The 22,497-nt window shown below is 38.4% G+C and carries 21 protein-coding genes and 1 pseudogene; 14 read left to right on the forward strand and 8 right to left on the reverse strand.

Translation table 11 applies throughout. The annotated features are described in order from the left end of the window. Positions 1-8 precede the first annotated feature (8 nt). Genes D2A30_04970 through D2A30_05000 form a run of 7 tightly spaced genes read left to right on the forward strand, consistent with a single transcriptional unit; the run spans position 9 to position 7,211 of the window. Complete coding sequence (locus D2A30_04970; protein ID ULL20988.1) at positions 9-680, forward strand: GTP pyrophosphokinase family protein; 672 nt, start codon at positions 9-11, stop codon at positions 678-680. Beyond that, positions 664-1,482, forward strand: coding sequence for an NAD kinase (locus D2A30_04975; GenBank protein ULL21990.1), 819 nt, complete (start codon positions 664-666; stop codon positions 1,480-1,482). Before D2A30_04970 ends, D2A30_04975 begins: the two co-directional genes overlap by 17 nt. Beyond that, positions 1,482-2,372: an RluA family pseudouridine synthase gene (locus D2A30_04980; GenBank protein ID ULL20989.1), complete on the forward strand. Its 891-nt coding sequence runs from the start codon at positions 1,482-1,484 to the stop codon at positions 2,370-2,372. Before D2A30_04975 ends, D2A30_04980 begins: the two co-directional genes overlap by 1 nt. 21 nt (positions 2,373-2,393) lie before the next feature. Next, positions 2,394-3,368 carry a phosphate acetyltransferase gene (locus tag D2A30_04985; protein ID ULL20990.1) on the forward strand — a complete coding sequence of 325 codons (975 nt, stop codon included), beginning with the start codon at positions 2,394-2,396 and terminating at the stop codon, positions 3,366-3,368. 1 nt (position 3,369) lies between these two features. Continuing rightward, positions 3,370-5,106 carry an ABC transporter ATP-binding protein gene (locus D2A30_04990; protein ULL20991.1) on the forward strand — a complete coding sequence of 579 codons (1,737 nt, stop codon included), beginning with the start codon at positions 3,370-3,372 and terminating at the stop codon, positions 5,104-5,106. Beyond that, entirely contained in the window at positions 5,093-6,835 is a 1,743-nt protein-coding gene (locus tag D2A30_04995; GenBank protein ULL20992.1) for an ABC transporter ATP-binding protein, read from the forward strand. Before D2A30_04990 ends, D2A30_04995 begins: the two co-directional genes overlap by 14 nt. Beyond that, positions 6,825-7,211 (forward strand): PaaI family thioesterase, encoded by a 387-nt coding sequence (locus D2A30_05000; GenBank protein ULL20993.1) that lies wholly within the window; start codon positions 6,825-6,827, stop codon positions 7,209-7,211. The genes D2A30_04995 and D2A30_05000 overlap by 11 nt, the downstream gene beginning before the upstream one ends. Before the next feature lie 375 nt (positions 7,212-7,586). Here D2A30_05000 and D2A30_05005 read toward each other — a convergent pair whose 3' ends face one another. The 3 genes from D2A30_05005 to D2A30_05015 form a co-directional block, all read right to left on the reverse strand. Further along, a complete protein-coding gene (locus D2A30_05005; protein ULL20994.1) occupies positions 7,587-7,784 on the reverse strand; it encodes a hypothetical protein in 198 nt (65 codons plus the stop codon). 35 nt (positions 7,785-7,819) lie between these two features. Continuing rightward, positions 7,820-8,203 carry a hypothetical protein gene (locus tag D2A30_05010; protein ID ULL20995.1) on the reverse strand — a complete coding sequence of 128 codons (384 nt, stop codon included), beginning with the start codon at positions 8,201-8,203 and terminating at the stop codon, positions 7,820-7,822. Between the two features lie 150 nt (positions 8,204-8,353). Beyond that, on the reverse strand, positions 8,354-8,620 hold the full coding sequence (locus D2A30_05015; GenBank protein ID ULL20996.1) for a hypothetical protein: 267 nt from the start codon (positions 8,618-8,620) through the stop codon (positions 8,354-8,356). A 357-nt stretch (positions 8,621-8,977) separates the two neighbouring features. On the opposite strand from D2A30_05015, the gene mutY reads away from it, so the two are divergent. Further along, a complete protein-coding gene (gene mutY, locus D2A30_05020; protein ID ULL21991.1) occupies positions 8,978-10,099 on the forward strand; it encodes an A/G-specific adenine glycosylase in 1,122 nt (373 codons plus the stop codon). Positions 10,100-10,713: 614 nt separating this feature from the next. On the opposite strand, the gene D2A30_05025 is transcribed toward mutY, so the two are convergent. Then, the gene (locus D2A30_05025; GenBank protein ULL20997.1) at positions 10,714-11,499 is read right to left on the reverse strand and encodes an XRE family transcriptional regulator; all 786 of its coding nucleotides are present in this window, start codon (positions 11,497-11,499) and stop codon (positions 10,714-10,716) included. A 135-nt stretch (positions 11,500-11,634) separates the two neighbouring features. Between D2A30_05025 and D2A30_05030 the strand changes: the two genes are divergently transcribed. After that, a complete protein-coding gene (locus tag D2A30_05030) occupies positions 11,635-12,102 on the forward strand; it encodes a hypothetical protein (protein ULL20998.1) in 468 nt (155 codons plus the stop codon). Between the two features lie 29 nt (positions 12,103-12,131). Continuing rightward, a complete protein-coding gene (locus D2A30_05035) occupies positions 12,132-12,677 on the forward strand; it encodes a hypothetical protein (protein ULL21992.1) in 546 nt (181 codons plus the stop codon). Positions 12,678-12,815: 138 nt separating this feature from the next. Here the strand turns inward: D2A30_05035 and D2A30_05040 are convergent, their stop codons facing one another. Beyond that, positions 12,816-13,142, reverse strand: a complete 327-nt coding sequence (locus tag D2A30_05040) for a hypothetical protein (protein ID ULL20999.1) — start codon at positions 13,140-13,142, stop codon at positions 12,816-12,818. A gap of 177 nt (positions 13,143-13,319) precedes the next feature. On the opposite strand from D2A30_05040, the gene D2A30_05045 reads away from it, so the two are divergent. Continuing rightward, complete coding sequence (locus tag D2A30_05045) at positions 13,320-14,600, forward strand: O-acetylhomoserine aminocarboxypropyltransferase/cysteine synthase (protein ULL21000.1); 1,281 nt, start codon at positions 13,320-13,322, stop codon at positions 14,598-14,600. Between the two features lie 80 nt (positions 14,601-14,680). On the opposite strand, the gene D2A30_05050 is transcribed toward D2A30_05045, so the two are convergent. Next, positions 14,681-16,213: an ABC transporter ATP-binding protein gene (locus D2A30_05050; GenBank protein ID ULL21001.1), complete on the reverse strand. Its 1,533-nt coding sequence runs from the start codon at positions 16,211-16,213 to the stop codon at positions 14,681-14,683. A gap of 450 nt (positions 16,214-16,663) precedes the next feature. Here D2A30_05050 and D2A30_05055 point away from each other — a divergent pair, with 450 nt between their 5' ends. The 3 genes and pseudogenes from D2A30_05055 to D2A30_05065 all read left to right on the forward strand — a co-directional run bounded on the left by D2A30_05055 (position 16,664) and on the right by D2A30_05065 (position 19,340). Continuing rightward, positions 16,664-18,235, forward strand: coding sequence for an L-lactate permease (locus D2A30_05055; protein ID ULL21002.1), 1,572 nt, complete (start codon positions 16,664-16,666; stop codon positions 18,233-18,235). Positions 18,236-18,357: 122 nt separating this feature from the next. Beyond that, positions 18,358-18,849, forward strand: a pseudogene (locus D2A30_05060) (GNAT family N-acetyltransferase). Beyond that, positions 18,846-19,340, forward strand: coding sequence for an adenylate kinase (locus D2A30_05065; GenBank protein ID ULL21003.1), 495 nt, complete (start codon positions 18,846-18,848; stop codon positions 19,338-19,340). Before D2A30_05060 ends, D2A30_05065 begins: the two are co-directional and overlap by 4 nt. A 25-nt stretch (positions 19,341-19,365) precedes the next feature. Here the strand turns inward: D2A30_05065 and D2A30_05070 are convergent, their stop codons facing one another. Both D2A30_05070 and D2A30_05075 read right to left on the reverse strand, forming a co-directional pair. Next, positions 19,366-20,106: an amino acid ABC transporter ATP-binding protein gene (locus tag D2A30_05070; protein ULL21004.1), complete on the reverse strand. Its 741-nt coding sequence runs from the start codon at positions 20,104-20,106 to the stop codon at positions 19,366-19,368. Then, positions 20,106-22,301: an ABC transporter permease subunit gene (locus D2A30_05075; protein ULL21005.1), complete on the reverse strand. Its 2,196-nt coding sequence runs from the start codon at positions 22,299-22,301 to the stop codon at positions 20,106-20,108. The genes D2A30_05070 and D2A30_05075 overlap by 1 nt, the downstream gene beginning before the upstream one ends. Positions 22,302-22,497: the final 196 nt, after the last annotated feature.

The raw sequence follows: 22,497 nt of genomic DNA on the forward strand, positions 1-22,497 counted from the left end.
GGGACCTTATGGAATTTAATTGGGAAGAATTTTTAGATCCCTATATTCAGACAGTGGGAGAATTAAAGATTAAATTAAGGGGTGTTCGGAAACAATACCGCAAAGCCAATCGTCATTCTCCAATTGAATTTGTTACTGGTCGAGTTAAGCCGATTGAGTCTATTCAAGAGAAAATGGCGCTTAGGCACATTAATTTGGAACATTTGGCTCAAGATATGCAAGATATTGCAGGCGTCCGTATTATGGTACAATTTGTTGATGACATCGAGGAAGTGTTGGCTATCCTCCGTAAACGGCAAGATATGCAAATTGTCCATGAACGCGATTATATCAATAATATGAAGGCCTCTGGCTATCGTTCTTACCATGTAGTGATATCTTATCCAGTTGATACCATAAATGGAAATAAAACTGTTTTGGCAGAAATTCAAATTCGCACCCTTTCAATGAATTTTTGGGCTACTATTGAACATTCACTCAATTACAAATATAAAGGGAATTTTCCTGAAGAAATTAAAAAGCGTTTGGAAATTACCGCAAAGATAGCTTATCAATTAGACGAGGAGATGCGAAAAATCCGCGACGACATTCAAGAGGCTCAGGCACTCTTTGATCCTGCTTATCGAAAGTTGAATGACGGCGTTGGAAATAGCGATGATACAGATGAAGAATACAGGTAGAAAAAAAGTCGCATTGCTCGCCAGTCGGAACCCAAAAAGCGAGGTTGTTTCTAAGGAGCTTTGGAAAAGGTTAAGAGAAGAGAATTTTATTTTAACACCTAAAAATCCAGATATTGTTATTTCAATCGGTGGTGATGGCATGCTTTTATCAGCCTTTCATAAATATGAGAAGTTGATAGATCGGGTCCGTTTTGTCGGTATTCATACTGGGCATTTAGGATTTTATACTGATTATCGGGACTTTGAGGTTGAAAATCTTGTCGAGAATTTAAAATTAGATACGGGAGCGCGTGTTTCTTATCCGATTTTAAATGTAAAAGTGAAATTGACGGATGGAAGAATCGTTGAAATGAAAGCTCTCAACGAGGCGACAATCAAGCGCTTGTCTAAAACGATGGTAGCAGATATTATTATCAATAATGTGCCATTTGAACGTTTTCGTGGCGATGGTATTTCAGTTTCAACACCAACTGGTTCAACTGCCTATAATAAGTCACTTGGTGGAGCAGTATTGCACCCTACAATTGAGGCCTTGCAAATAGCTGAAGTGGCTAGTTTAAACAATCGTGTTTACAGGACACTTGGGTCTTCCATCGTTGTGCCGAAAAAAGACAAGATTGTTATTGAACCAAAACATAGTGATCGCTACTCCATAGCGGTGGATAATAAAACGATTATCTACGACAACATTGATTGCATTGAGTATCAGATTGACAATAGCAAAATCCATTTTGTTGCGACACCTAGCCACACTAGTTTTTGGAATCGTGTTAAGGATGCCTTTATTGGAGAGGTGGAGTAATGCGATTTGATTTTGTTGCGGATCAGCACACAAAGGTGAAAACTTTTTTAAAAGCCCAGGGAGTTTCCAAAGGACTTTTGGCAAAAATTAAATATACAGGTGGTAGTATTTTGGTCAATGGTAGTGAACAGAATGCTACTTACTTGCTTGAAATCGGAGATAGCGTTACAATAAACATACCTGCGGAAGAAGATGCCACTGGAAGTTTGAAACCGATTTCTTTTCCTTTGGATATTGTCTATGAGGATGAACATTTTTTAGCAATCAACAAGCCTGTTGGTTATGCCTCTATTCCTTCGATTCTCCATTCTTCTACAATTGCTAATTTCGTTAAAGGATATTTAGTCGAACAAAAATATGAAAACAAACAGGTTCACATTGTAACGCGATTAGATCGAGATACATCTGGGATCATGTTGTTTGCTAAGCATGGCTATGCCCATGCCCGATTAGATAAACAATTACAGACGAAGCAAATTAGTAAGAGATATTTCGCCTTGGTTCGAGGGGATGGGGAGTTAGAGCAAGAAGGGGATATTATTGCCCCTATTGGTCGACCAGAGGATAGTATTATTACTCGTTGTGTAACGCAGAATGGGAAGTATGCTCATACTTCTTATAAACTTGTCCAGTCTTGGGGCAATATTCATCTTGTGGATATACAACTACATACAGGGCGCACTCATCAGATACGTGTCCATTTTGCCCATATTGGATTTCCACTACTTGGTGATGATTTATATGGTGGGAGTTTAGAGTGTGGAATTGAGCGTCAAGCTCTTCATTGCCACAATCTTGTGTTTACTAACCCTTTTTCAGTCGAAAGGGTTGATTTGGAAGCAGCGCTTCCGGAGGATTTTCAGGCTGTTATCAATCAGTTAAAAAGTTAATAAAATTTAAGGAGTTTGCTCATGAAAATTTTTGAACAGCTAGTTAGCAAGCTAGAGGGAAAAAAAGTTCGTATTGTTTTACCTGAAGGTGAAGAACCTCGTATCCTTCAAGCGACGAAGCGTTTGGTGAATGAATCAGATGTAGTGCCAGTCTTGCTTGGTAACCCAGAACGTATCAAGATTTATTTGGAAATTGAAGGTATTACTGAAGGGTTTGAAATCATTGATCCTGCTCATTATGATAAGTATGATGAGATGGTTGGAGCTTTTGTGGAACGCCGTAAAGGGAAGGTAACGGAAGAACAAGCTCATGAATTATTGAAAGATGTCAATTACTTTGGTGTCATGTTGGTTTACATGGGCGTTGTAGAAGGAATGGTTTCTGGTGCTATTCACTCAACTGCCTCAACAGTTCGTCCTGCGCTTCAAATTATTAAGACTGAGCCAGGTGTTTCTAAAACATCCGGTGCCTTCTTGTTGGTGAAAGGTGAAGAACGCTATATCTTTGGTGACTGTGCCATAAACATTGATCCAGATGCCCAAACATTGGCAGAAATTGCAATTAACTCTGCACGTACTGCAAAAATGTTTAGTATTGATCCAAAAGTTGCGATGCTTAGCTATTCTACAAAAGGCTCTGGTGCGGGTCCTAAAGTGGATAAGGTTGTTGAAGCTACAAAAATTGCTCAAAAATTGCGTCCAGAATTGGATTTGGATGGTGAATTACAATTTGATGCAGCCTTTGTTCCAACTACTGGTAAATTAAAAGCTCCAGGTTCAAAAGTAGCAGGCCAAGCGACTGTATTTATCTTCCCTGGTATTTCAGCAGGTAATATTGGTTACAAAATTGCTGAACGTATGGGTGGATTCGCGGCTGTCGGTCCGGTTTTACAAGGGTTGAACCAACCGGTAAATGACTTGTCTCGTGGTTGTAACCCAGACGATGTTTATAATTTGACATTGATTACGGCGGTTCAAGCTTTGGAGCACCGTTAATATGAGATTTTTATCACGGTATTTTAAGGACTATATCAAGGAATCCATTCTAGGTCCAGTTTTCAAGTTATTGGAAGCTAACTTTGAACTTTTTGTTCCGTTGATAATCGCCTATATCGTAGATACAATTATTCCAAATGGCAACCGGGGAGACCTGGTTGCTATGCTTTTATTACTAGTTGGACTCGCTTGTATTGGAATTATTGTCTCGATTATAGCGCAATATTTCTCAGCCAAAGCAGCAGTCGGAGTGACAAAAGCATTAACGAATGATTTGTATCAGAAAGTCCTTTCTCTTCCAAAATCAAGTCGAGACATACTTTCATCTGCCAGTTTATTAACCAGATTGACGAGTGATACTTTGCAGGTTCAAACAGGTATCAATACTTTTTTACGTTTATTCCTACGGGCTCCGATTGTCGTATTTGGTTCACTGATCATGGCATTCTATATTAGCCCAAGTCTATCAATCTATTTTCTAGGAATGATTCTACTGTTGTTGGTCATCGTAACAGGGATTTCAGTCCTGACCAGTCGTATTTACCAATCTATTCGAAAGGAATTAGATGGTTTGGTAGGACAGGTACGAGAAACGATTACTGGCTGGAGAGTGATTCGAGCTTTTGGGCAGAGAGAGCGGGAAATCAAGACATTTCAAGGCATAAATCAACGATATAAGAAGCAACAGCTAAAGGCTGGTTTTTGGTCCAGTCTCTTATCGCCTTTGACGTTTTTGGTAGTTAATGGGACCTTGATTCTTCTCATCTGGCAGGGCAATAGTGCTATTTCCGATAATCGTTTGGAGCAAGGAATGCTGGTTGCTCTAATCAATTATCTTCTTCAAATTTTAGTTGAATTGGTGAAATTGATTATGGTTGTGACAACTCTTAATCAGACCTATATTTCAGCACAGCGTATTCAAGAGGTTTTTGAGCAGAAATCTGAAGATGTGGATGCCAATTTGCCAGTAATTTATAGTAGAGACAAGGAATTGATTTTTTCTGTGAACCATCTTTCCTTTTCTTATCCAAAATCTGCTGAGGAATCACTAATTGATATTGATTTTGAATTATGTAAGAGACAGTTTATGGGTCTGATTGGTGGGACTGGTTCAGGGAAATCAACCTTAGTAGACCTTTTACAGGCACTTTATTCCATACCGACCAGCCAACTCTCTTTCTTTATTGAGGGGAAAAGTCCTAGGAATTTGAAAGAGTGGCGGCAGCAATTAGCTATCGTTCCACAACAGGCTCAGCTTTTTGCTGGGACTGTGCGTTCTAACCTGTCATTAGGCTTAGAAAGTGTATTGGACAGTGAGTTATGGGCAGCGCTAGAAATCGCACAGGCTAAGTCCTTCATTGAGGACAAAGGAGGCTTGGATAGTCCTGTCGAAGCCTTTGGGAAAAATTTTTCTGGTGGACAGCGTCAACGTTTGACCATTGCACGCGCTATTTTACAGAAAGCACCGATATTGGTTTTAGATGACGCGACCTCTGCTTTGGATTATCTGACAGAGAGTCGGTTATTGTCCGCGATTCGTCGTGCATTTCCTGAGCAAACCTTAATAATGGTATCTCAGAGAACCAATAGTTTACGAACAGCTGATCAGATTTTGGTCTTGGATCAAGGGCGTCAAGTGGGACTTGGCCGTCATGAAGACTTGCTGAGAAGCTCTGCCATTTACCAAGAAATCGATCAATCACAACATAGGGAGGAGGACAGCCATGAAACAATCTAGTTTTAAGGAACTGGTCAGATTGGTTTTAGGCCAACCCTTTCGAATGTCCTTGATGTTGGTGGGAACTGTGGTGCAGGTGCTTCTGACAGTTTATCTGCCTATCTTGATTGGTCAGGCAGTTGATGCAGTATTGATAGCGGATGGTCAGGTCTTGCTAGGGATAATTGGAAAAATGGTGATGCTTATCTTGCTTAATACGCTGGTGCAATGGTATCTCCCACTAGTAACCAATCGCTTGGTTTATGGAATGGTGGCTGACTTGCGTGAACAGGTCTATGTTAGGCTGCACCACATGCCCTTGTCTTATCTGGATCGTCATTCAGTTGGTGATTTGGTAGCTCGTTTTTCAAGTGATAGTGAGCAATTAACCAACGGACTCTTAATGGTTTTCAATCAATTTTTCATAGGTATCTTGACCATTTTCTTAACCATTTTCACTATGGCTAGGCTTGACTTGACGATGATGTTGGTTGTTGTTGCCCTGACTCCTGTGTCTCTGCTTGTTGCACGGTATATCGCTAAGAAATCCTATGGTTATTATAGAAAACAAACACAGGCACGTGGGAAGCAATCTCAACTTTTGGAAGAGTCCATCAGTCAACTGACCTTGGTCCAATCTTTCAATGCTCAAGAGCAATTTACGCATGGTTTTCAAGTTGTGAATGAACAGTATGCGACCTATTCCCAACAGGCTATCTTTGCCTCTTCAACGGTCAATCCAAGTACGCGGTTTATCAATGCTATTATCTATGCCTTACTTGCAGGACTTGGAGCGCTGAGAATTATGGCAGGGCAGTTTACAGTGGGTTCACTGACAACTTTTCTCAATTATGCTAGTCAGTACAGCAAGCCCTTTAATGATATTTCCTCGGTCCTATCGGAATTGCAGAGCGCTTTAGCTTGTGCAGACAGGCTGTTTGCTATCTTGGCTCTAGATAGCATTGACGATCAGGCTGAGCGGAAAATCGATTCGGAGGAGTTGAAGGGAGCTATTTCCTTTGACAATGTATCTTTCTCATACAGCCCTGACCGTTCTCTGATAGAACATTTGGACATTGATGTCGAAGCTGGACAAAAGGTAGCCATTGTTGGACCTACTGGTGCAGGTAAATCAACCATGATTAACCTGCTTATGCGCTTCTACGATGTAACGGCTGGTCAGATTGTCTTAGATGGGGTTCCGATTAGCCAGTACAGTCGTGAGGATCTTCGCAGACAGATTGGGATGGTTTTACAGGAGACTTGGATCAAATCTGGTACCATTCATGATAATATTGCCTATGGCTATCCAAATGCCACGCGGGAATTGGTCATTGAGGCGGCTAAGGCAGCTAATGCAGACTTCTTTATTCGTCAGCTTCCACGAGGCTATGATACAGTTTTGGCAGATGGAGGAGAAGCCTTATCCCAAGGTCAACGTCAGCTCTTGTCTATTGCTCGTGTCTTTGTCAAGATACCTAAAATCCTGATTTTAGACGAGGCGACTTCTTCTATTGATACACGGACAGAAATTTTAGTACAAGAAGCATTTGCCAAATTGATGGAAGGACGGACCAGTTTTATTATTGCTCATCGCCTATCAACCATTCAATCAGCTGACTTGATTTTAGTCATGGTGGATGGAAAAATTGTTGAACAAGGAAATCATAGAGAGTTGATGAAGGAGCAGGGTGTATATTACCAAATGCAAATGAGTCAGCAATCAGAGGAGGATGAACGTGTTAGATAAATTAGAATTACAACCGATTACAGTTTTAGATGACTATCAAGCTACAATGCTCAATGAGAAAGAGGTGTTACTGACTACTAAGGTGACTGAAAAGTCTCTCAATCCATATGGTATGGCTCATGGAGGCTTCCTCTTTACTTTAGCAGATTCAGTAGCAGGCTTGACAACAGTGGCAGGGGGTTCTTATTCTGTCACCCTACAGTCCAATATCCATTATATGAAGGCGGCAAAACTTGGTGATACCTTATCCGTCACTGGTTCTTGCACACATGATGGAAGTAGAACAAAGGTCGTTGAAGTAAAGATAGAAAATCAAGATAAACAGCTACTTGCTTCAGCAAGCTTTACCATGTTTGTAACAGGTAAAGTAGAATAATACTCAACGAACATCAAAAGCAGACAGTCTTGGTTAGATTGAGAGAAACAAACTTCGTTCTCTTTATCTCAAACATACAAAGTTTCCCGATCCATTGGAGGTTTTCTGGTTTTGATTGTCGATGAGTTTATTTATGGACAGGAATGAAAAAAATATACAACAAGGGAAAAAGTTCGTTAAAGAACTTGCCCTTTATCATCTTACTAAGAATCTTATCTACAGATTTTTTCTGGTATACTTATTTTTAAACAGATATTCACCATCTGCCATTATATTCATAGTAGTCGGTTCCCGTTGAATATTTGTGCTTGGAGTCTAAGTAGTAAGTAGTGTGTGTCGACTCCCTAATGACAACAGTCACTGGATATAATTTGCTCATCTTTTAAAGAATTCAGCGACAATGGCACCAATAGCTGCTCCTATTTTTCCACCAAGAGCCGCACCGAGCACGGCACTAACAGCTGAAACAGTCATATTGTATATGGAAGAACTACCATCCCATACTTTTGTTATCCATTCGCCAGTTCCTGGATCAGTATATGCTCTATAAACACTGGCCTGGTTAGTTTCCATTAATGTATTAACAGATTTACGATCAGCAAATGTATCTATTTGTGAAGTTTTTGAGGTTCCTGTGAATCAGTAGTTGTCAAATAACAGTCGCCGTTTGGTTGAATATCAAGTTCCTGAAACTTATCTTCTACATAATCACCTTCAGCATTCATAACATAGGTTGTAGAATTTATCTTTATAAAATTAGCATCAGCATTTTCAACCACTTTATAATGGATCCCATTTTCGAGATAAGTGTAAACTAAATGATTATCTCCGGGTGTACCTTCAAAAAAAGTGAGTTCAGTTCGCATAGTTGTTGAACTATTTGTAGCTGTGGCTTCAACCGTCGCGGCATGTATAACATTGACTGAATACAGTGAAATTATCATAAACATAGTTAAAGTGGTAGGAATTAATTGTTTCATATTCATCGTCATAAAAAATCCTCCCTTTTAGCATGTGTAGCTAATTGAATCAAACATCTTCCTTTTATTGGTGTAGTATATCCATAGGATTCGCCTCCTCTCCTCAATACTAGTTTAAAAAGTATCCAAACAGTAGATTGTTTAATAATATAATGTTGAATGCTATGATTCCGAAACATCAGCTTCTAATCGAGCTCCACAATTATGACAAATACCTTGGGAAGACCATTTAAAATTTAATAATTTTTTGCATTGAGGACATCGTAAAAAGATAAATCCAAAAATAATATCAAGTATTATAAGAAATATAGATACATAAATCATTTCATTGTGAATCGAATGAAAAAGAGGAATGTTTGAAACAAAAACAATTATTAGCACAAACAGCGCAACAGCATTAAGTATCTGTCTGCATTTCTTTAGATTCATTGTGCTCCCACCGTGTATTATTATTTTTTATATAATACCCTACAAATGAAAAAATCTAATAGCGTGAAAGTGTAAAAATGTGTAAAAAAACAAGTAAAATTATTTTCATAAGTTAAAATAGGAGGATATTTTGATGACATATTGTCTATTTATTGGTAATTGTGAAGTAGTTAACCTATATTATATGTAGAGCAGAGTTAAAATATCGGCACAAAAGTCATAAAACTTACATTAAACTGTTTAAGAAGAATGATGATGAAGCTAAGTATAAACAAGATAAGGGAGTTGGCAAAAGCTGGCTCCCTTTCTTTGTGTTATACTAAACTTATGTTAGATTTGAATGAATATGGAATTGAAATGTGGCCGGAGGAAAAGATTCAAGCTTTTCGCAAGGCACTCTTAGACTGGTATGATGATAATAAACGTGATTTGCCTTGGAGAAGGACAAGGGACCCATATGCTATATGGGTTTCCGAAATCATGCTTCAACAGACACGAGTTGACACTGTCATTCCTTATTATGAACGGTTTCTCCATCATTTGCCTACGATTAGTGATTTAGCACAAGCACCAGAGGAGGTCATTCTCAAACTCTGGGAGGGATTGGGCTATTATTCGCGCGTGCGGAATATGCAAAAGGCGGCTCAGCAAATGGTAGAAGATTTTGATGGGCAATTTCCGACCACGCATGCAGCCATTTCAAGCCTAAAGGGCATTGGTCCTTATACTGCTGGAGCAATTTCCAGTATTGCTTTTAATTTGCCAGAACCAGCGGTAGACGGCAATGTGATGCGGGTTCTCAGCCGCTTGTTTGAGGTTGATTATGATATTGGTTTGCCTGCCAATCGCAAGATTTTCCAAGCGATGATGGAGCTATTGATTGATCCAGAGCGACCGGGTGATTTCAACCAAGCCCTGATGGATCTGGGTTCGGATATTGAATCGCCAGTTAATCCACGTCCCCAGGACAGCCCAGTCAAAGCCTTTAGCGCAGCCTACTTAAACGGTACAATGGACAAGTATCCAATCAAATCACCAAAGAAAAAGCCGATTCCCGTGGCCTACCAAGGATTTCTCATTAGAAATAAAGAAAATCAATTTTTATTGGAAAAAAATAATGAAGCAGGTCTTCTATCAGGTTTTTGGTCCTTTCCGCTTTTGGAAAAAGGAGCAGTCGTTAACAAGCAAGTCTCTCTCTTTGAAGTTGCAGAAGAAGTTGTTCAGCCAGATATTCGGCAGAGCTTTACGGAACTTTATGATCTGACTGTTGATTGGCAAGAGCAAGAATTTGATACCGTACAGCACATTTTTAGTCACCGCAAATGGCAAATCGATTTGATAGAAGGTATATCTGATTCAAGCACACTTCCAGATTCAAAAGAATTGAAATGGGTCTCTGTAGAAGATTTTCCTACCTATCCATTTGCAAAACCGCAGCAGAAAATGTGGGAATCTTTTGTAAAAGCAAAAGAAAGTTAAAAAAATTGAATTTGGAGCACATAATTATTTGAAAGCGCTTTACAATAATGGTATAATCTAATTGAAAAAAGGAAATAGTTTGATTTAAGATGTTGAACGCCATCTGGCTTAATTGAAAGGAGTCTATTTGCGTTCAGTAAGTTTGTATATACTACTAGGATTCTGAATCTTTTGCAAAAAAGTTGCAGATTCTAGTAGGGGAAAAGTCTTTCATCGGTTTTCCAAATAATATTTTGGAAATTATAATTTCGTAATGTGAAGCATTTGTACCTGACATTAGCCCAGCTATCCGGTTCAATCAACATTAAAGGCTAATATTTTCGTTCCATAATAACTCTTTTCTTAAAATATGTGTTTTAGAAAAGTGAGAAATCAAAACCTCTAGTAATTTTCAATAATAAGCAATCTCCACACTTTTAATAAAATAGTAGAGGACAATCAATCGACATAAGGATAGCTAAATTAATAATTAATTTACATATTAAATCAACTCTATCAAGATTAAAAGTTGACACCAGTTCATTTTGGTTTTGAAAAGAGTATCAATTGTCAACAGTCATCAGATGAGAGACTTTTCCATTAAAAGAAAAGGGAGGCGAGTAAGCCTCCTTTTTTTACTCATAAATTGCAACCACTTGACCAATTGGGCGGATATCGTCATCTGCATTAAGATATATATCATCATAGTCTGGATTGAGTGATTGTAAGTAGTCACCTTTGAACTTTTTAACAAAATTTTCCCCATTTACGGAGAAAATCCCAATGGCATTTAATGGAATATGTGGAGTTAATCGAATAAATAAATAATCTCCATCTTGAATCTGTGGAGCCATGGAATCCCCAACTACTTGGGCGATTGTATCATATGTGTGGCTGTCGGGAATGTCATCACTCAAGAATGATACTAGGTTATTCAAATCAGTATCCTGCCAATAACCAGTACCAGCAGAGACTTTACCTGGAACAGCTAACTCAACCCGATCACGGTAATCATCCATTTGTAAAATATTTGTCTGACTAGTTTCCCGCATAGCCAGTAACTGTTCTTGACCAAAGGCTAGCCATTGACTGTGAAATGGTTCTTGTAACTCTTTATCCAAGAGCTGGACCTGAGGATGGATTGGTTGCTGAAAAAGCTTGAATTGCCCAGGAGTTATTGTCAAAGCAATATCTTGATTGGTGTCTAACTGTTCGATCAATTCCCCAACGGGTATGGACATTCCTTTTGCTACTTTTTCAAGAGTATCCAATGTCGGCAAAAGAGCTTTTTTTGTTTTGGGATGTTGGTTCTTTTCTAACATGGAAATATATCCCTTTGTTAAACCAGATAGCTCCGCAAATTTATCCATTGATAATGAATGTTTGCTTCGGTATTCCTTTAATATTTCGCCTAGTATCATGGTTGTCTCCTTATTTGTTTAACTAATTATACCATTTTATATTTTTTTTGCAAATATTGTTTAACGTGTTTGACAAAATAGAAAATTGGTGTTAAAATTATCTCACATAAATGAAAAACGGAGGTAGGGTCGATTATGAAGACAGTTATTTCTTGGAATGATATTTATAAGGAATGGGAAACATATGCTAGCCATTTTGGGTTGACCTCTCCGTTAAACATGGAAGATTTTGAAGGCAGGTGGTCTGAGGATTTTGGAAAGGGAAGTTTGTTCACAGCTAACTTATTACGTACTAACCAATTCGATGTTGAAAAGACAGCTGCTGTGTGGATTGCATCATTTTGTCGGGATTTGATGCAGGATTATGCCTATTTGTTAAATGGCAAAGCCTATCTCATGGTCAATCACCTATATTTTTTGGCCATCAAACAACTTCAAGATGAACAAGTTATTTGGTCAAAACCTCTGACACGTTTACAGCCGAAGTTATTTTTATCTTACCGTTTGTTGGAGAATTTAGATTTAAGTCAGTATCCTTGTATTGTCGAGCTGGCAATGCTACAAGCGAGTATGATTCGGTTACAACTATTGGAAAATAAATAAGGATTTAAGGGAGAATGAAGATGTTAAAGATGTTATCTATGCAAAATACTAAAATGGATTTATCAAAGATTGAAGACTACTGGATGGACACCTTGGTTGAGCGAGGGATTTTTGATGATACAGAAGTTCACAACGGTCTATGTTGGAGATGTAAAACTTCTCATGCTGTGGCTGCTTATCAAATTGTATCGCATAAATGGAAAACAGACATGACTAGTTTTGCGAATCAAATGGTACTCTGTCAATCGTGTCAGTATGAAAAACCAGATGTGGCAGATGCTGAAATTGTATGGCAGTGGTTAGAAGTCGAAAGTGATCACAGATATTGGGTGCTACAAGGTATGGCAGAGTATGAAAAGATGTATAATAAAACAGTACTTCAAGAATTGTGGGATATGGGAACTAGAGAAGGAGAAGAAGTGGAAAGACTTGTTACTAAAGTGATGAATTCTTCTCGTGAAAATAGTGTCGTTTTAAATCGTGCAACAATAGCAGGCCTCTTTCGAACTGAGATTGAACGGATGCGCAGAAAGGCTTTCTTGAATTGGACAGGAATTTTTAAGTTGGTTAGCTAGTCGACATACTTGAAAGGATAGATTCCATAAGGGTAAGAATAGTAGATAAATATAAAAACGCATTGGTTAGAATTCCAAGTAAAGGAATCTAACCAATGCGTTTTAAGATAGAAGTTAACTAATAAAAATTAGGTGGGGTTATTCAATGTTGGAGATAAAACGGTTTTCTTTTCTGGAAAAACGGTGACCACAGTATTGGCAGCGATAATATGTTCTATTGGCTTCATAGAGCATTGCAAACATTGCTCCTTCAACACTGTTGATTGCATGACCGACCATTCCAGCTTTACGAGAATATTGTTTTCGACTTGGAGTATACGTTTGAAGCTTAATAGACTTACATTTTGGACACCTTGGTGGCTGCTTGGTATCCTTAGTATCGGGATGGAACCGCCGATAAAAACTATAAGAAATTATCAAGATAACAAGGATTATTGGCCCAATATATTCTAATAATGTATTCATAATATCATTGTATCTGTTATTCTAATTTTATTCAAGTAATGTGAGTAGGAATTTAAAATGGTAGAATTGTTTTATAAATTGCTATAGTTGTTAACTATAAGGTTCCTTAACATTTAAATATTAGTCAAGATGGTAAAAATGAGGTAGAATACTAAAAAAGACCAAAGGAGTATCTTTATGGCTAGAGAATTTTCATTTGAAACCCTTCAACTTCATGCTGGACAGGAGGTTGATGCTGCTTCAAAATCGCGTGCGGTACCTATTTATCAGACAACTTCCTATGTATTTGAAGATGCTCAAGAAGCGGAGGATTTGTTTGCTTTACGTAAACCTGGTAATATCTACACTCGTATTACCAATCCAACGGTTGCTACTTTTGAGAATCGTATTGCTGCCTTAGAAGGTGGCATTGGGGCGCTCGCAGTAGCTTCTGGTATGGCAGCAATTACCTATACTGTTTTGGCATTGGCACACGCTGGGGATCATATTGTAGCAGCGACCACTCTCTATGGTGGAACCTTTAATCTTTTCAAAGAAACCCTTCCTCGCTATGGTATTACAACAAGCTTTGTAGATATTGATGATTTTGAAGCAGTAGAAGCTGCCATTCAAGATAATACAAAACTGGTATTTATTGAAACTTTGGGAAATCCTGTTATCAATATTCCTGATCTTGAAAAATTGGCAGAAATTGCACACAATCACCACATCCCGCTTGTTTCAGATAATACCTTTGCAACTCCATATTTGATTAATGTATTTTCTCATGGTGTTGATATCGCAGTTCATTCTGCAACAAAGTTTATTGGTGGGCATGGTACGACCATTGGCGGTGTGATTGTCGATAGTGGCAAGTTTGACTGGGCGGCATCTGGTAAGTTTCCGCAATTTGTTGAAGAAGATCCAAGTTATCACAATATTAGTTACACTCGTGATATTGGTGCAGCAGCTTTTATTTTAGCAGTTCGTGTACAATTACTTCGCGATACAGGTGCAGCCCTTTCTCCATTTAACGCCTTCTTGCTTTTGCAAGGGTTAGAAACCTTGTCTCTCCGTGTAGAGCGTCATGTGTCAAATGCTGAAAAGATTGTTGATTTCTTGCTCAATCACCCTAATGTTGAGTCGGTCAATTATCCATCACTTCCAGATAGTCCTTATAAGGCTTTGGCAGATAAATACCTGCCTAAAGGTGTTGGATCTATTTTCTCTTTCCAAGTAAAAGGCGGAGGAGAAGAAGCTCGTAAGGTTATTGATGGCTTGGAAATCTTTTCTAATCTAGCAAACGTTGCCGATGCGAAATCATTAGTAGTTCATCCAGCTACAACCACGCACGCTCAGTTAGCTCCAGAAGATTTGCTTGCTGCTGGTGTCACACCAAATCAAATTCGCCTATCCATCGGACTTGAAAACGTCGATGATTTGATTGAAGATTTGCAACTTGCTCTTGATAAATTATAGGCTATGAGTTAATTTGCTTGACTTCATTCTTTATGAATAAATAATAAAAGGAAATTTGGCATGTGCGCCAGTTTCCTTTTTTATATTTGTTGTAGTTCTTCCAGTCCATTTCCAGTTAGTCGGTAGATTCTTTGACAAACTTCTTTCAAAAAACGTCTGTCGTGTGATACGCATACCAAACCACCTGGATAATCGGCAAATAGTTGACGAATATATGGCTGAGAAGTAGGAGAGAAGTTTCGACTGGGTTCATCTAATAAGAGAAAATTGGCTTGATCAAGAACCATTTTTAACAAGAGTAACTTGGCTTTTTGTCCCCCTGAAAGTTCACAGATCCTGTGATGAACTTCTTGTCGTGTAAACTGCAGACTAGCTAGATGTGTCAAGATTAGTTGTTCCTGCTCACGATTGCCATTTTCCAATAAAAAATCAAGTGGAGTTTTAGACTCATCAAGGACTTCTGAATAGCGCTGGGGCATGTAGCCCAAGTTTATATCTGCTCGTTGCCGGAGTTCTTGATAGATTAGCTTTAGAAAACTGGATTTACCAATTCCATTTTGTCCAATGATGCCAATTTTCTCTTGTCCATTTAAGTTGAAATGGATATTGCTAACTAATTGCTGCTTGTCAACGTTCAATTGAAAGTTTTCTAAGTAAAGCACTTGCTTTCTAGCTGGTAGTGGTGAAATGTCTGAGAAGAAGAGGGAAATGGCATCTTCATGAAAAGGAACTTCTGTGAGATTTTTCTTCATTCTTTCATAGCGTTTTTCACGTGATAAGACATTCTTCATTTTCTTGGCAATGAGCCGTCCCATAGTAGCATCATGCGTATTGAGCAAGGTATTGCGCACCTGTGACTTTTGTCGTAGGTGCTTATTCAAGGATTTGTCAAATTCTTTTTGGTCATTCCGAGCTTGTTGAACTTGTTTCTGATAGGCTTGTTGGCGCTTCTGTGCGTAGTCCTGATAGTCCAATTCTTCAACTTTGGTTTGAGCAAGTGATTTCTTTTTAACCGATTCTAGGTGAATGATTTTTGTAGCTGTTCTGCTAAGAAAGTCTTCATCGTGAGAAACAAATAGGATGGTCTTTGGGCTCGTGATGATATAGTTTTCAAGCCAAAGTAAGGTATCTAAATCCAAGTCATTGGACGGCTCATCCAGAAAAATCATATCAGAAGGAGTGGCTAGCTTTTTTATCAACTGAATTTTTAGTTTTTCTCCACCTGACAGGCTTTCAATCAATTGTTGACTGGCAAATCGCTCACTGTCAAACTGGAGCTGGTCAGCATAGAGGTAGAGTAGGCCGTAATCAATGTCGCTGTCCATGTCAGCGAAGAAGTAGTCGTTCATGGTTAACTCTGCTATTTCCAGTGGAAGACTTTGGGGAATATAGACTGGTGAGTGAAAATATCGGTGAATGCTGCCTGATTGAAGCAGGTAGTTGGCGACAACTGTTGAATCCATCAAGGTTAGTAATAGACTGGATTTTCCATTTCCTTCTTCGCCGATGATGGCTATTTTATCGCCAGGGTTGACATTGAGATTCAGGTCGTGAACCAGATTTCGCAAATCTTTTTGATGGTCGAGGGATAGGTGATGAGTGGTTAGTAGCATAAGGCCTCCTTTATAAGAAAAAACACACTACCTATTTAGTAGTGTGTCAAAACCTGCTCAAAAAGACCCTATTCATGGAATAGAGGGAGCAGAAAAATGGACGCAAGAAAACTACTAAATAAGTATAGAACTTAAATTGAGTTTACTTGTTACTGTCCATTTCTCCTTACCTCGCAATATCAATTTTTATTATAGTGTATCATTTGTGTTGAGTTTTGTCAATTTTTCAAGAGATAGTCAGCAAGACGAATGATTGGTCGTAGGTGACTACTTGTTGAAAAATAATGAAAATAATTCATAGATAGGTTGTTACTTTTTTCCCTAACCTGTGCTATAATACACACAATGTTAGGTTTCTTTTTGCTTAATCAAAGTGGTTAGGTATGATGTAGAGCTGACAGATGATTCAAATCTTTGGTTTGAAAATAAATAGGGAAATGAAAAAAATTTATGGATATCTTTTTAAGTGTCTTACCCATTGTTGTCTTGATTTTTCTGATGATAAAATTGAGGGTAGCAGCGAATTATGCCTTGCCAGCGATAGCAGGTTTGGTTTATTTGATTTTGCTTGTCTATTTCAAAACTGACTTTGCTTTACTAAATTCAGGTCTGGTGACAGGTTTTTGGGCAACTCTGACGCCTATTACCGTCATTATGGGAGCCGTGTTATTTAATAATTTTCAACAGAAAACAGGAAATCAGTCGATTATCAATAGGTGGATGTCTGGTTTGACTCCGAATCCTGTTGCACAAATGATGATTATTGGCTATGCCTTTGCTTTTATGGTTGAAGGAGCTTCTGGTTTTGGAACTCCAGCTGCAATTGCTGCACCCATTTTAATTGCCTTAGGATTTGAGCCTATAAAAGTTGTCATTGCAGTATTGATTTTTAACTCCATACCGGTTTCATTCGGTGCGGTTGGAACACCTACTTGGTTTGGTTTTGGAGCATTGGGGTTGACGAGTCAGCAGATAGGGGAACTTGGTTTTAAAGCCTCTCTTGTTCATTTAGCTGCTGGATTGGTTATTCCAATTATTGCTTTAAGGTATGTGTTCAGCTGGAAACAGATTAAAGAAAATCTTCTTTTTGTTTATTTGACAGTATTTTCATGTGCACTTCCAATGACACTTCTGGCAACTATAAACTATGAGTTTCCTTCCTTAATCGGGGGTGCAATTGGTTTTCTTATTTCCATTTTATTGGCTAAGAAAAAAATTGGATTAAGCAAATTTGATACGAGCATTTCTGAGCTCGAACCTGTGAATCTGAACGAATTATTTAAGGCCCTATTACCTTTAATTAGTCTGGTGCTTATCTTAGTTGTGACACGGGTTCCTCAATTAGGAATTAAGGCCTTGATGAGGACAGATTCTATCTTGTTTAAGTCTAATCTTGGCTTTGCAGATTTGGAAGTAACAAAGGCTTTAAAAATCACTTTGACCAATGTGTTTGGTACGAGTTCCAGCGAATCGTTTGAACTGCTGTATGCTCCAGCATTTATCCCATTCTTCCTTATCGTTTTTATGTTATCTTGGTTGTATCCAAGTATGAAAGGGAATGTTTGGAGAACAATTGGACAAACAGCTCATCAAGTTGCAGAACCATTCTTTGCTCTTCTTGGAGGGGTGACCATGGTGAAATTTATGTTACTAAATGGTGACAATTCCATGGTCTCTATTATTGGTATATCTCTTGCGGCAGCTACAGGACCATTCTGGGGGTTGTTTGCTTCTTATCTCGGTGCAATTGGTGCATTTTTCTCAGGATCCGCTACCATTTCCAACCTGATCTTTGGAGGAGTTCAGCAGTCAATTGCTACTCAGACGGGGCTAAATATGACTAGTATTTTGGCAATGCAATCAGTTGGTGGGGCAATGGGCAATATGACTTGTATCAATAACATCATTGCAGCGTCTTCGGTATCTGGTGTTCGTCGCCAGGAAGGCTATATTATGCAGAAGACAGCAATCCCAATGTTTGTTTATGGAATTATCGCAGCACTGATTGGACTACTTTTATAAAATTATAAACCTCATGAAAATGAGGTTTTTATGTTTGTGAATTAATCCATCAATAAAATGATGTCGTTCGATAGCAGATTGTGATAAAATGGAAAAAAATATTACTTGCTAAGGGGAAAAATGTGGCTATAGAGGGAGTGGAACAACCGAAACTATTAGAAATCAACAAGTATCTTCGGTAAAGAAAATATGATGGATATCATGATTTTGCTTTGATATGGCATCAAGATTTGGAATTGGTCTGGCTCATTGATTGGGATGAGGAAGTTTATAGTGTGGACTTGCTTAATCGTATGTATGGCTATTTACCAAAAAATGGAGAGTGCTATTTTATTGAAATCCTTGAAGATGGGAAGTATCAACCAATAGGTGATGTGACTCTTTTTAAAGATGATTTTGCTATTGCCATTGGAGACAGGAGGTATTGGAAAAAAGGGATTGGGACTAAGGTGTTACATCGAATGATCGAGCGTGCAAGGGAAGTGGGGCTTGAGGAAATACTTGTCAAAGAAATCTATGACTGGAATACAGGTTCTCGTAAGCTATTTGAGAAATGTGGCTTTGAAGCTGTTGAAAAGACACAGAAAGGTTGGTCCTATAGGTTAATAGTATGAAGAAAGTAATGATTATTGGTTGCCCTGGTTCTGGAAAATCGACCTTTTCACTGAAATTGAAAGAAATTACAGGACTGCCCCTCTATCATTTGGATCAGTTAAACTGGTTATCGGACAAGACAACAGTTGCTAGGGAAGTTTTTCAAGCTCGTCAAGAAGAAGTATTAAGGCAAGAAGAGTGGATTGTCGATGGTAATTATGGGGGGACTTATGAACTTCGAATGGCGGCTTGTGATACGATACTATTTTTAGATTATCCAGAAGCAGTTTGCGTGGAGGGGCTATACAGTCGTGTTGGCAAACCGAGAGTGGATATGCCATGGGTTGAGATGACTGTCGATGAAGAATTATTAGAGTTTGTAAAGAATTTTCGAACGCAGGTTCACCCAAATATTTTTAATCTGCTTTCCGTTTATAAGGACAAGGAAATTTTTATATTTTCATCCAGAAAAGAGGCTAACTATTTTTTGAAGCAAATCAAAAAACCTTGACGCAAGTCAAGGCTTTTCGTTTAGCTTACACGTTCAAGACCTTATCTAGGAAGTCCTTGAGACGTGGATGTTGTGGGTTGTCGAAGATTTGTTCAGGTGTACCATCTTCAAGGAATTCTCCGCCATCTGTAAAGATAACGCGGTTAGCAACCTTGCGAGCAAAGCCCATTTCGTGAGTAACAATCAACATGGTCATACCTTGCTCAGCCAAGTCTTTCATTACGTTAAGTACGTCTCCGACCATTTCAGGGTCAAGAGCAGAAGTTGGTTCATCAAAGAGCATGATATCTGGGTTCATTGCAAGCGCACGGGCAATAGCTACACGTTGTTTTTGGCCACCAGATAAGCTATTTGGCATGGCATCACGTTTGTCTGATAAACCGACTTTCTCCAACAATTCCATTCCAACTTTTTCAGCTTCTGTTTTATCCAAAAGCTTGTGTTCAATAGGGGCAAATGTGATATTGTCCAGAACTGTCATGTGTGGGAAGAGGTTAAAGTGTTGGAATACCATTCCGATATTTGAACGAAAGGCATCAGCATCCGTTTTAGGATCTGTTAAATCATGATCATCAACTGTTACCTGGCCGCTTGTGATGGTCTCCAGTAAGTTCATTGTGCGGAGGAAGGTTGATTTACCAGAACCAGAAGGGCCGATAATACACACAACGTCACCTTCATAGAATTTTGTGGTTATTCCTTTTAACACTTCATTAGATCCATAAGACTTATGGAGATCATGTATATTGATTTTTAATTGAGCCATTATTTACCTCCTTTTTCAAGTTTACGAGCTAAGCGTGTTAAGAGTGTAATCACTACCAAATAGATGATAGCAAGAATTGCATACATACGGAATGACTGATAGTTACGTGCAATAATAATTTTACCTGCTTGGAAAAGTTCTACGAGACCGATAGCAGAGATAATAGTTGTATCTTTCAATGTGATTACAAACTGGTTAATGAAGTTTGGTAGCATGATTTTACCTGCCTGTGGCAAGATAATCTTACGCATGGTTGTTCCGTAAGAAATACCCAAGCTACGAGAGGCTTCCATTTGACCTACTGGGACTGCTTGAATACCACCTCGAACAATCTCTGCAATATAGGCACCAGAGTTGAGGGATAGGGCAATGGTACCAGCTACAAAGTCATTGATTGGTGACTGCTGTCCAGTGACGGATTCGATTAAGTTTGGAATACCCCAGAAAATGAAAGCGGCAACAATCATCAAAGGAATACCACGAACAACATCGACAAATACAGATGCAATAACACGGAGTGACTTAACTGGACTTACAGCAAACATACCGAAGATAACACCAATGATAATGGCAATTGCAAATGAAAGCAAGGCAAGTCCAACTGTGATACCTAAACCAGACAAGAGCTGACCGTAGTTGTTTTTCAAAAGTCCAATGATAGTAGTTTCATCTACTGTTGAAGTCGTAGCACTTGTTTCTTCTGTTGAGTTGAAATATTTGTTTAGAATTTCATCATATTTGCCTGATTCAACCAAGGAAGCTAAGCCATTGTTAAACATTTCAATCAATTCTGGGTTAGCCCCTTTTTTGACCGCAAATCCGTATTCACCAGATTTTTCACCTGGAATTGGTGTCGCAAAGTCGCGTCCTTGTTGGATGGCATAGAGAAGAACAGCTTCATCATCCATAAGAGCATCAATTGAACCAGAATTTAAACTATCATACATTCCAGAAGCTTCATCAAATGCTTTCAAAGTATAGCCATATTTGTCTTTGTTGCTCTCTAAGAATGTATATGAGGCTGTACCATTTTTAGCGCCGACTGTTTTTCCTTTTAGGTCTTCATAGGAAGCAATATCGCTACCATTTTTTACGGCAAGTAAGATATTTGAAGAATAGTAGGCATCAGAGAAGTCAAAGATTTTTTTACGAGCATCTGTAATAGACATACCGGCGATAACAGCATCTGCTTGTCCAGCTTGGACAGCATTTAAGGCAGCATCGAAACCTGGGTTTTGAATGGTGATAGTAAATCCTTGTTGCTCAGCAATGGCTTTGATCAATTCCATATCAATCCCAACATATTTGCCGGATTCATCTTGGTATTCAAATGGTGCAAATGATGAGTCAGCAACAATGGTATAGCTTGATTTTACAGGTGTAGCTTTAGCAGTGACACTTCCTGTAAGGTTTAATCGAGAAGAGTAATCCGTACTTTCAGAAGAATCAGATGAACCGAACCATTTATTCATGATGGTTTCATAGGTACCATCTTCTTTCATTTCAGCCAGAGCTTTATTAAAATCATCCACTAGGTATTCGTATTTGCTATCTTTTTTAACGGAGAAACCAAATGACCCAATTGGTTCACCAGGTATATCTAAACTTAGATCTTGACCTTGTTGGATAGCATATTGAATAACCGCTTCGTCATCCATTACAGCATTAACAGAGCCAGTCGCTAAGCTATTGTACATCAAATCGCCAGTATCAAAGGTTTTGATTGAAAAACCATACTTGTTTTTATTTTCTTCTAAGAATGTTTGTGAAGTTGTACCGTTTTTTACACCTACGGTTTTGCCTTTCAAATCTTCATAAGACGAAATTTTGTTTGCTTTTGTTGTTGCAACAATAATCTTTGTATCAAAATATGGATCTGAGAATGTAAAGACTTGTTTACGGGCTTCAGTGATGGTGGTTCCTGCCATCAAGGCATCGGCAGAACCAGACTGAACAGCATTGACTGCAGCATCAAATCCTGGAAAACTTTGATTCATTTTCCAGCCAGAACGTTTAGCAACTTCGTTGATAATATCAACGTCTAATCCTTTATAAACTTGGTCTGAGTCCTTAAACTCGAATGGGGCATAAGCATTGTCAAATACGATATCAATTGTATCATCTGCTTTGACACCAGTAAAAACAAAGAATACTGGCAGAATACCTGCCAATAGCATGAGTAATTTTTTCTTCATTTTCATACTCCTTCTATATATTATATAAAATAACTTACCTAGTATATCATATTGTCAGAATTATTGCAAAATGAACGCCTTTTCTAATGTTATATCTTCTTACATATATGGTAGTTTTTCATTGAAAAAATAACTTATTTTTCTTCGTTTCATTCAGATGTCTTTTTTTATTTAATAGGAAGAACTTGTGATAGAA

The organism is Streptococcus suis, assembly GCA_022354845.1.
Taxonomy (GTDB): domain Bacteria; phylum Bacillota; class Bacilli; order Lactobacillales; family Streptococcaceae; genus Streptococcus; species Streptococcus suis_AA.

Coding starts and splice junctions, on each gene's coding strand:
- D2A30_04970 (ULL20988.1), top strand. CDS start 9: ATGGAATTTAATTGGGAAGAATTTTTAGATCCCTATATTCAGACAGTG.
- D2A30_04975 (ULL21990.1), top strand. CDS start 664: ATGAAGAATACAGGTAGAAAAAAAGTCGCATTGCTCGCCAGTCGGAAC.
- D2A30_04980 (ULL20989.1), top strand. CDS start 1,482: ATGCGATTTGATTTTGTTGCGGATCAGCACACAAAGGTGAAAACTTTT.
- D2A30_04985 (ULL20990.1), top strand. CDS start 2,394: ATGAAAATTTTTGAACAGCTAGTTAGCAAGCTAGAGGGAAAAAAAGTT.
- D2A30_04990 (ULL20991.1), top strand. CDS start 3,370: ATGAGATTTTTATCACGGTATTTTAAGGACTATATCAAGGAATCCATT.
- D2A30_04995 (ULL20992.1), top strand. CDS start 5,093: ATGAAACAATCTAGTTTTAAGGAACTGGTCAGATTGGTTTTAGGCCAA.
- D2A30_05005 (ULL20994.1), bottom strand. CDS start 7,784: ATGGAAACTAACCAGGCCAGTGTTTATAGAGCATATACTGATCCAGGA.
- D2A30_05010 (ULL20995.1), bottom strand. CDS start 8,203: ATGACGATGAATATGAAACAATTAATTCCTACCACTTTAACTATGTTT.
- D2A30_05015 (ULL20996.1), bottom strand. CDS start 8,620: ATGAATCTAAAGAAATGCAGACAGATACTTAATGCTGTTGCGCTGTTT.
- mutY (ULL21991.1), top strand. CDS start 8,978: ATGTGGCCGGAGGAAAAGATTCAAGCTTTTCGCAAGGCACTCTTAGAC.
- D2A30_05025 (ULL20997.1), bottom strand. CDS start 11,499: ATGATACTAGGCGAAATATTAAAGGAATACCGAAGCAAACATTCATTA.
- D2A30_05030 (ULL20998.1), top strand. CDS start 11,635: ATGAAGACAGTTATTTCTTGGAATGATATTTATAAGGAATGGGAAACA.
- D2A30_05035 (ULL21992.1), top strand. CDS start 12,132: ATGTTATCTATGCAAAATACTAAAATGGATTTATCAAAGATTGAAGAC.
- D2A30_05040 (ULL20999.1), bottom strand. CDS start 13,142: ATGAATACATTATTAGAATATATTGGGCCAATAATCCTTGTTATCTTG.
- D2A30_05045 (ULL21000.1), top strand. CDS start 13,320: ATGGCTAGAGAATTTTCATTTGAAACCCTTCAACTTCATGCTGGACAG.
- D2A30_05050 (ULL21001.1), bottom strand. CDS start 16,213: ATGCTACTAACCACTCATCACCTATCCCTCGACCATCAAAAAGATTTG.
- D2A30_05055 (ULL21002.1), top strand. CDS start 16,664: ATGGATATCTTTTTAAGTGTCTTACCCATTGTTGTCTTGATTTTTCTG.
- D2A30_05065 (ULL21003.1), top strand. CDS start 18,846: ATGAAGAAAGTAATGATTATTGGTTGCCCTGGTTCTGGAAAATCGACC.
- D2A30_05070 (ULL21004.1), bottom strand. CDS start 20,106: ATGGCTCAATTAAAAATCAATATACATGATCTCCATAAGTCTTATGGA.
- D2A30_05075 (ULL21005.1), bottom strand. CDS start 22,301: ATGAAGAAAAAATTACTCATGCTATTGGCAGGTATTCTGCCAGTATTC.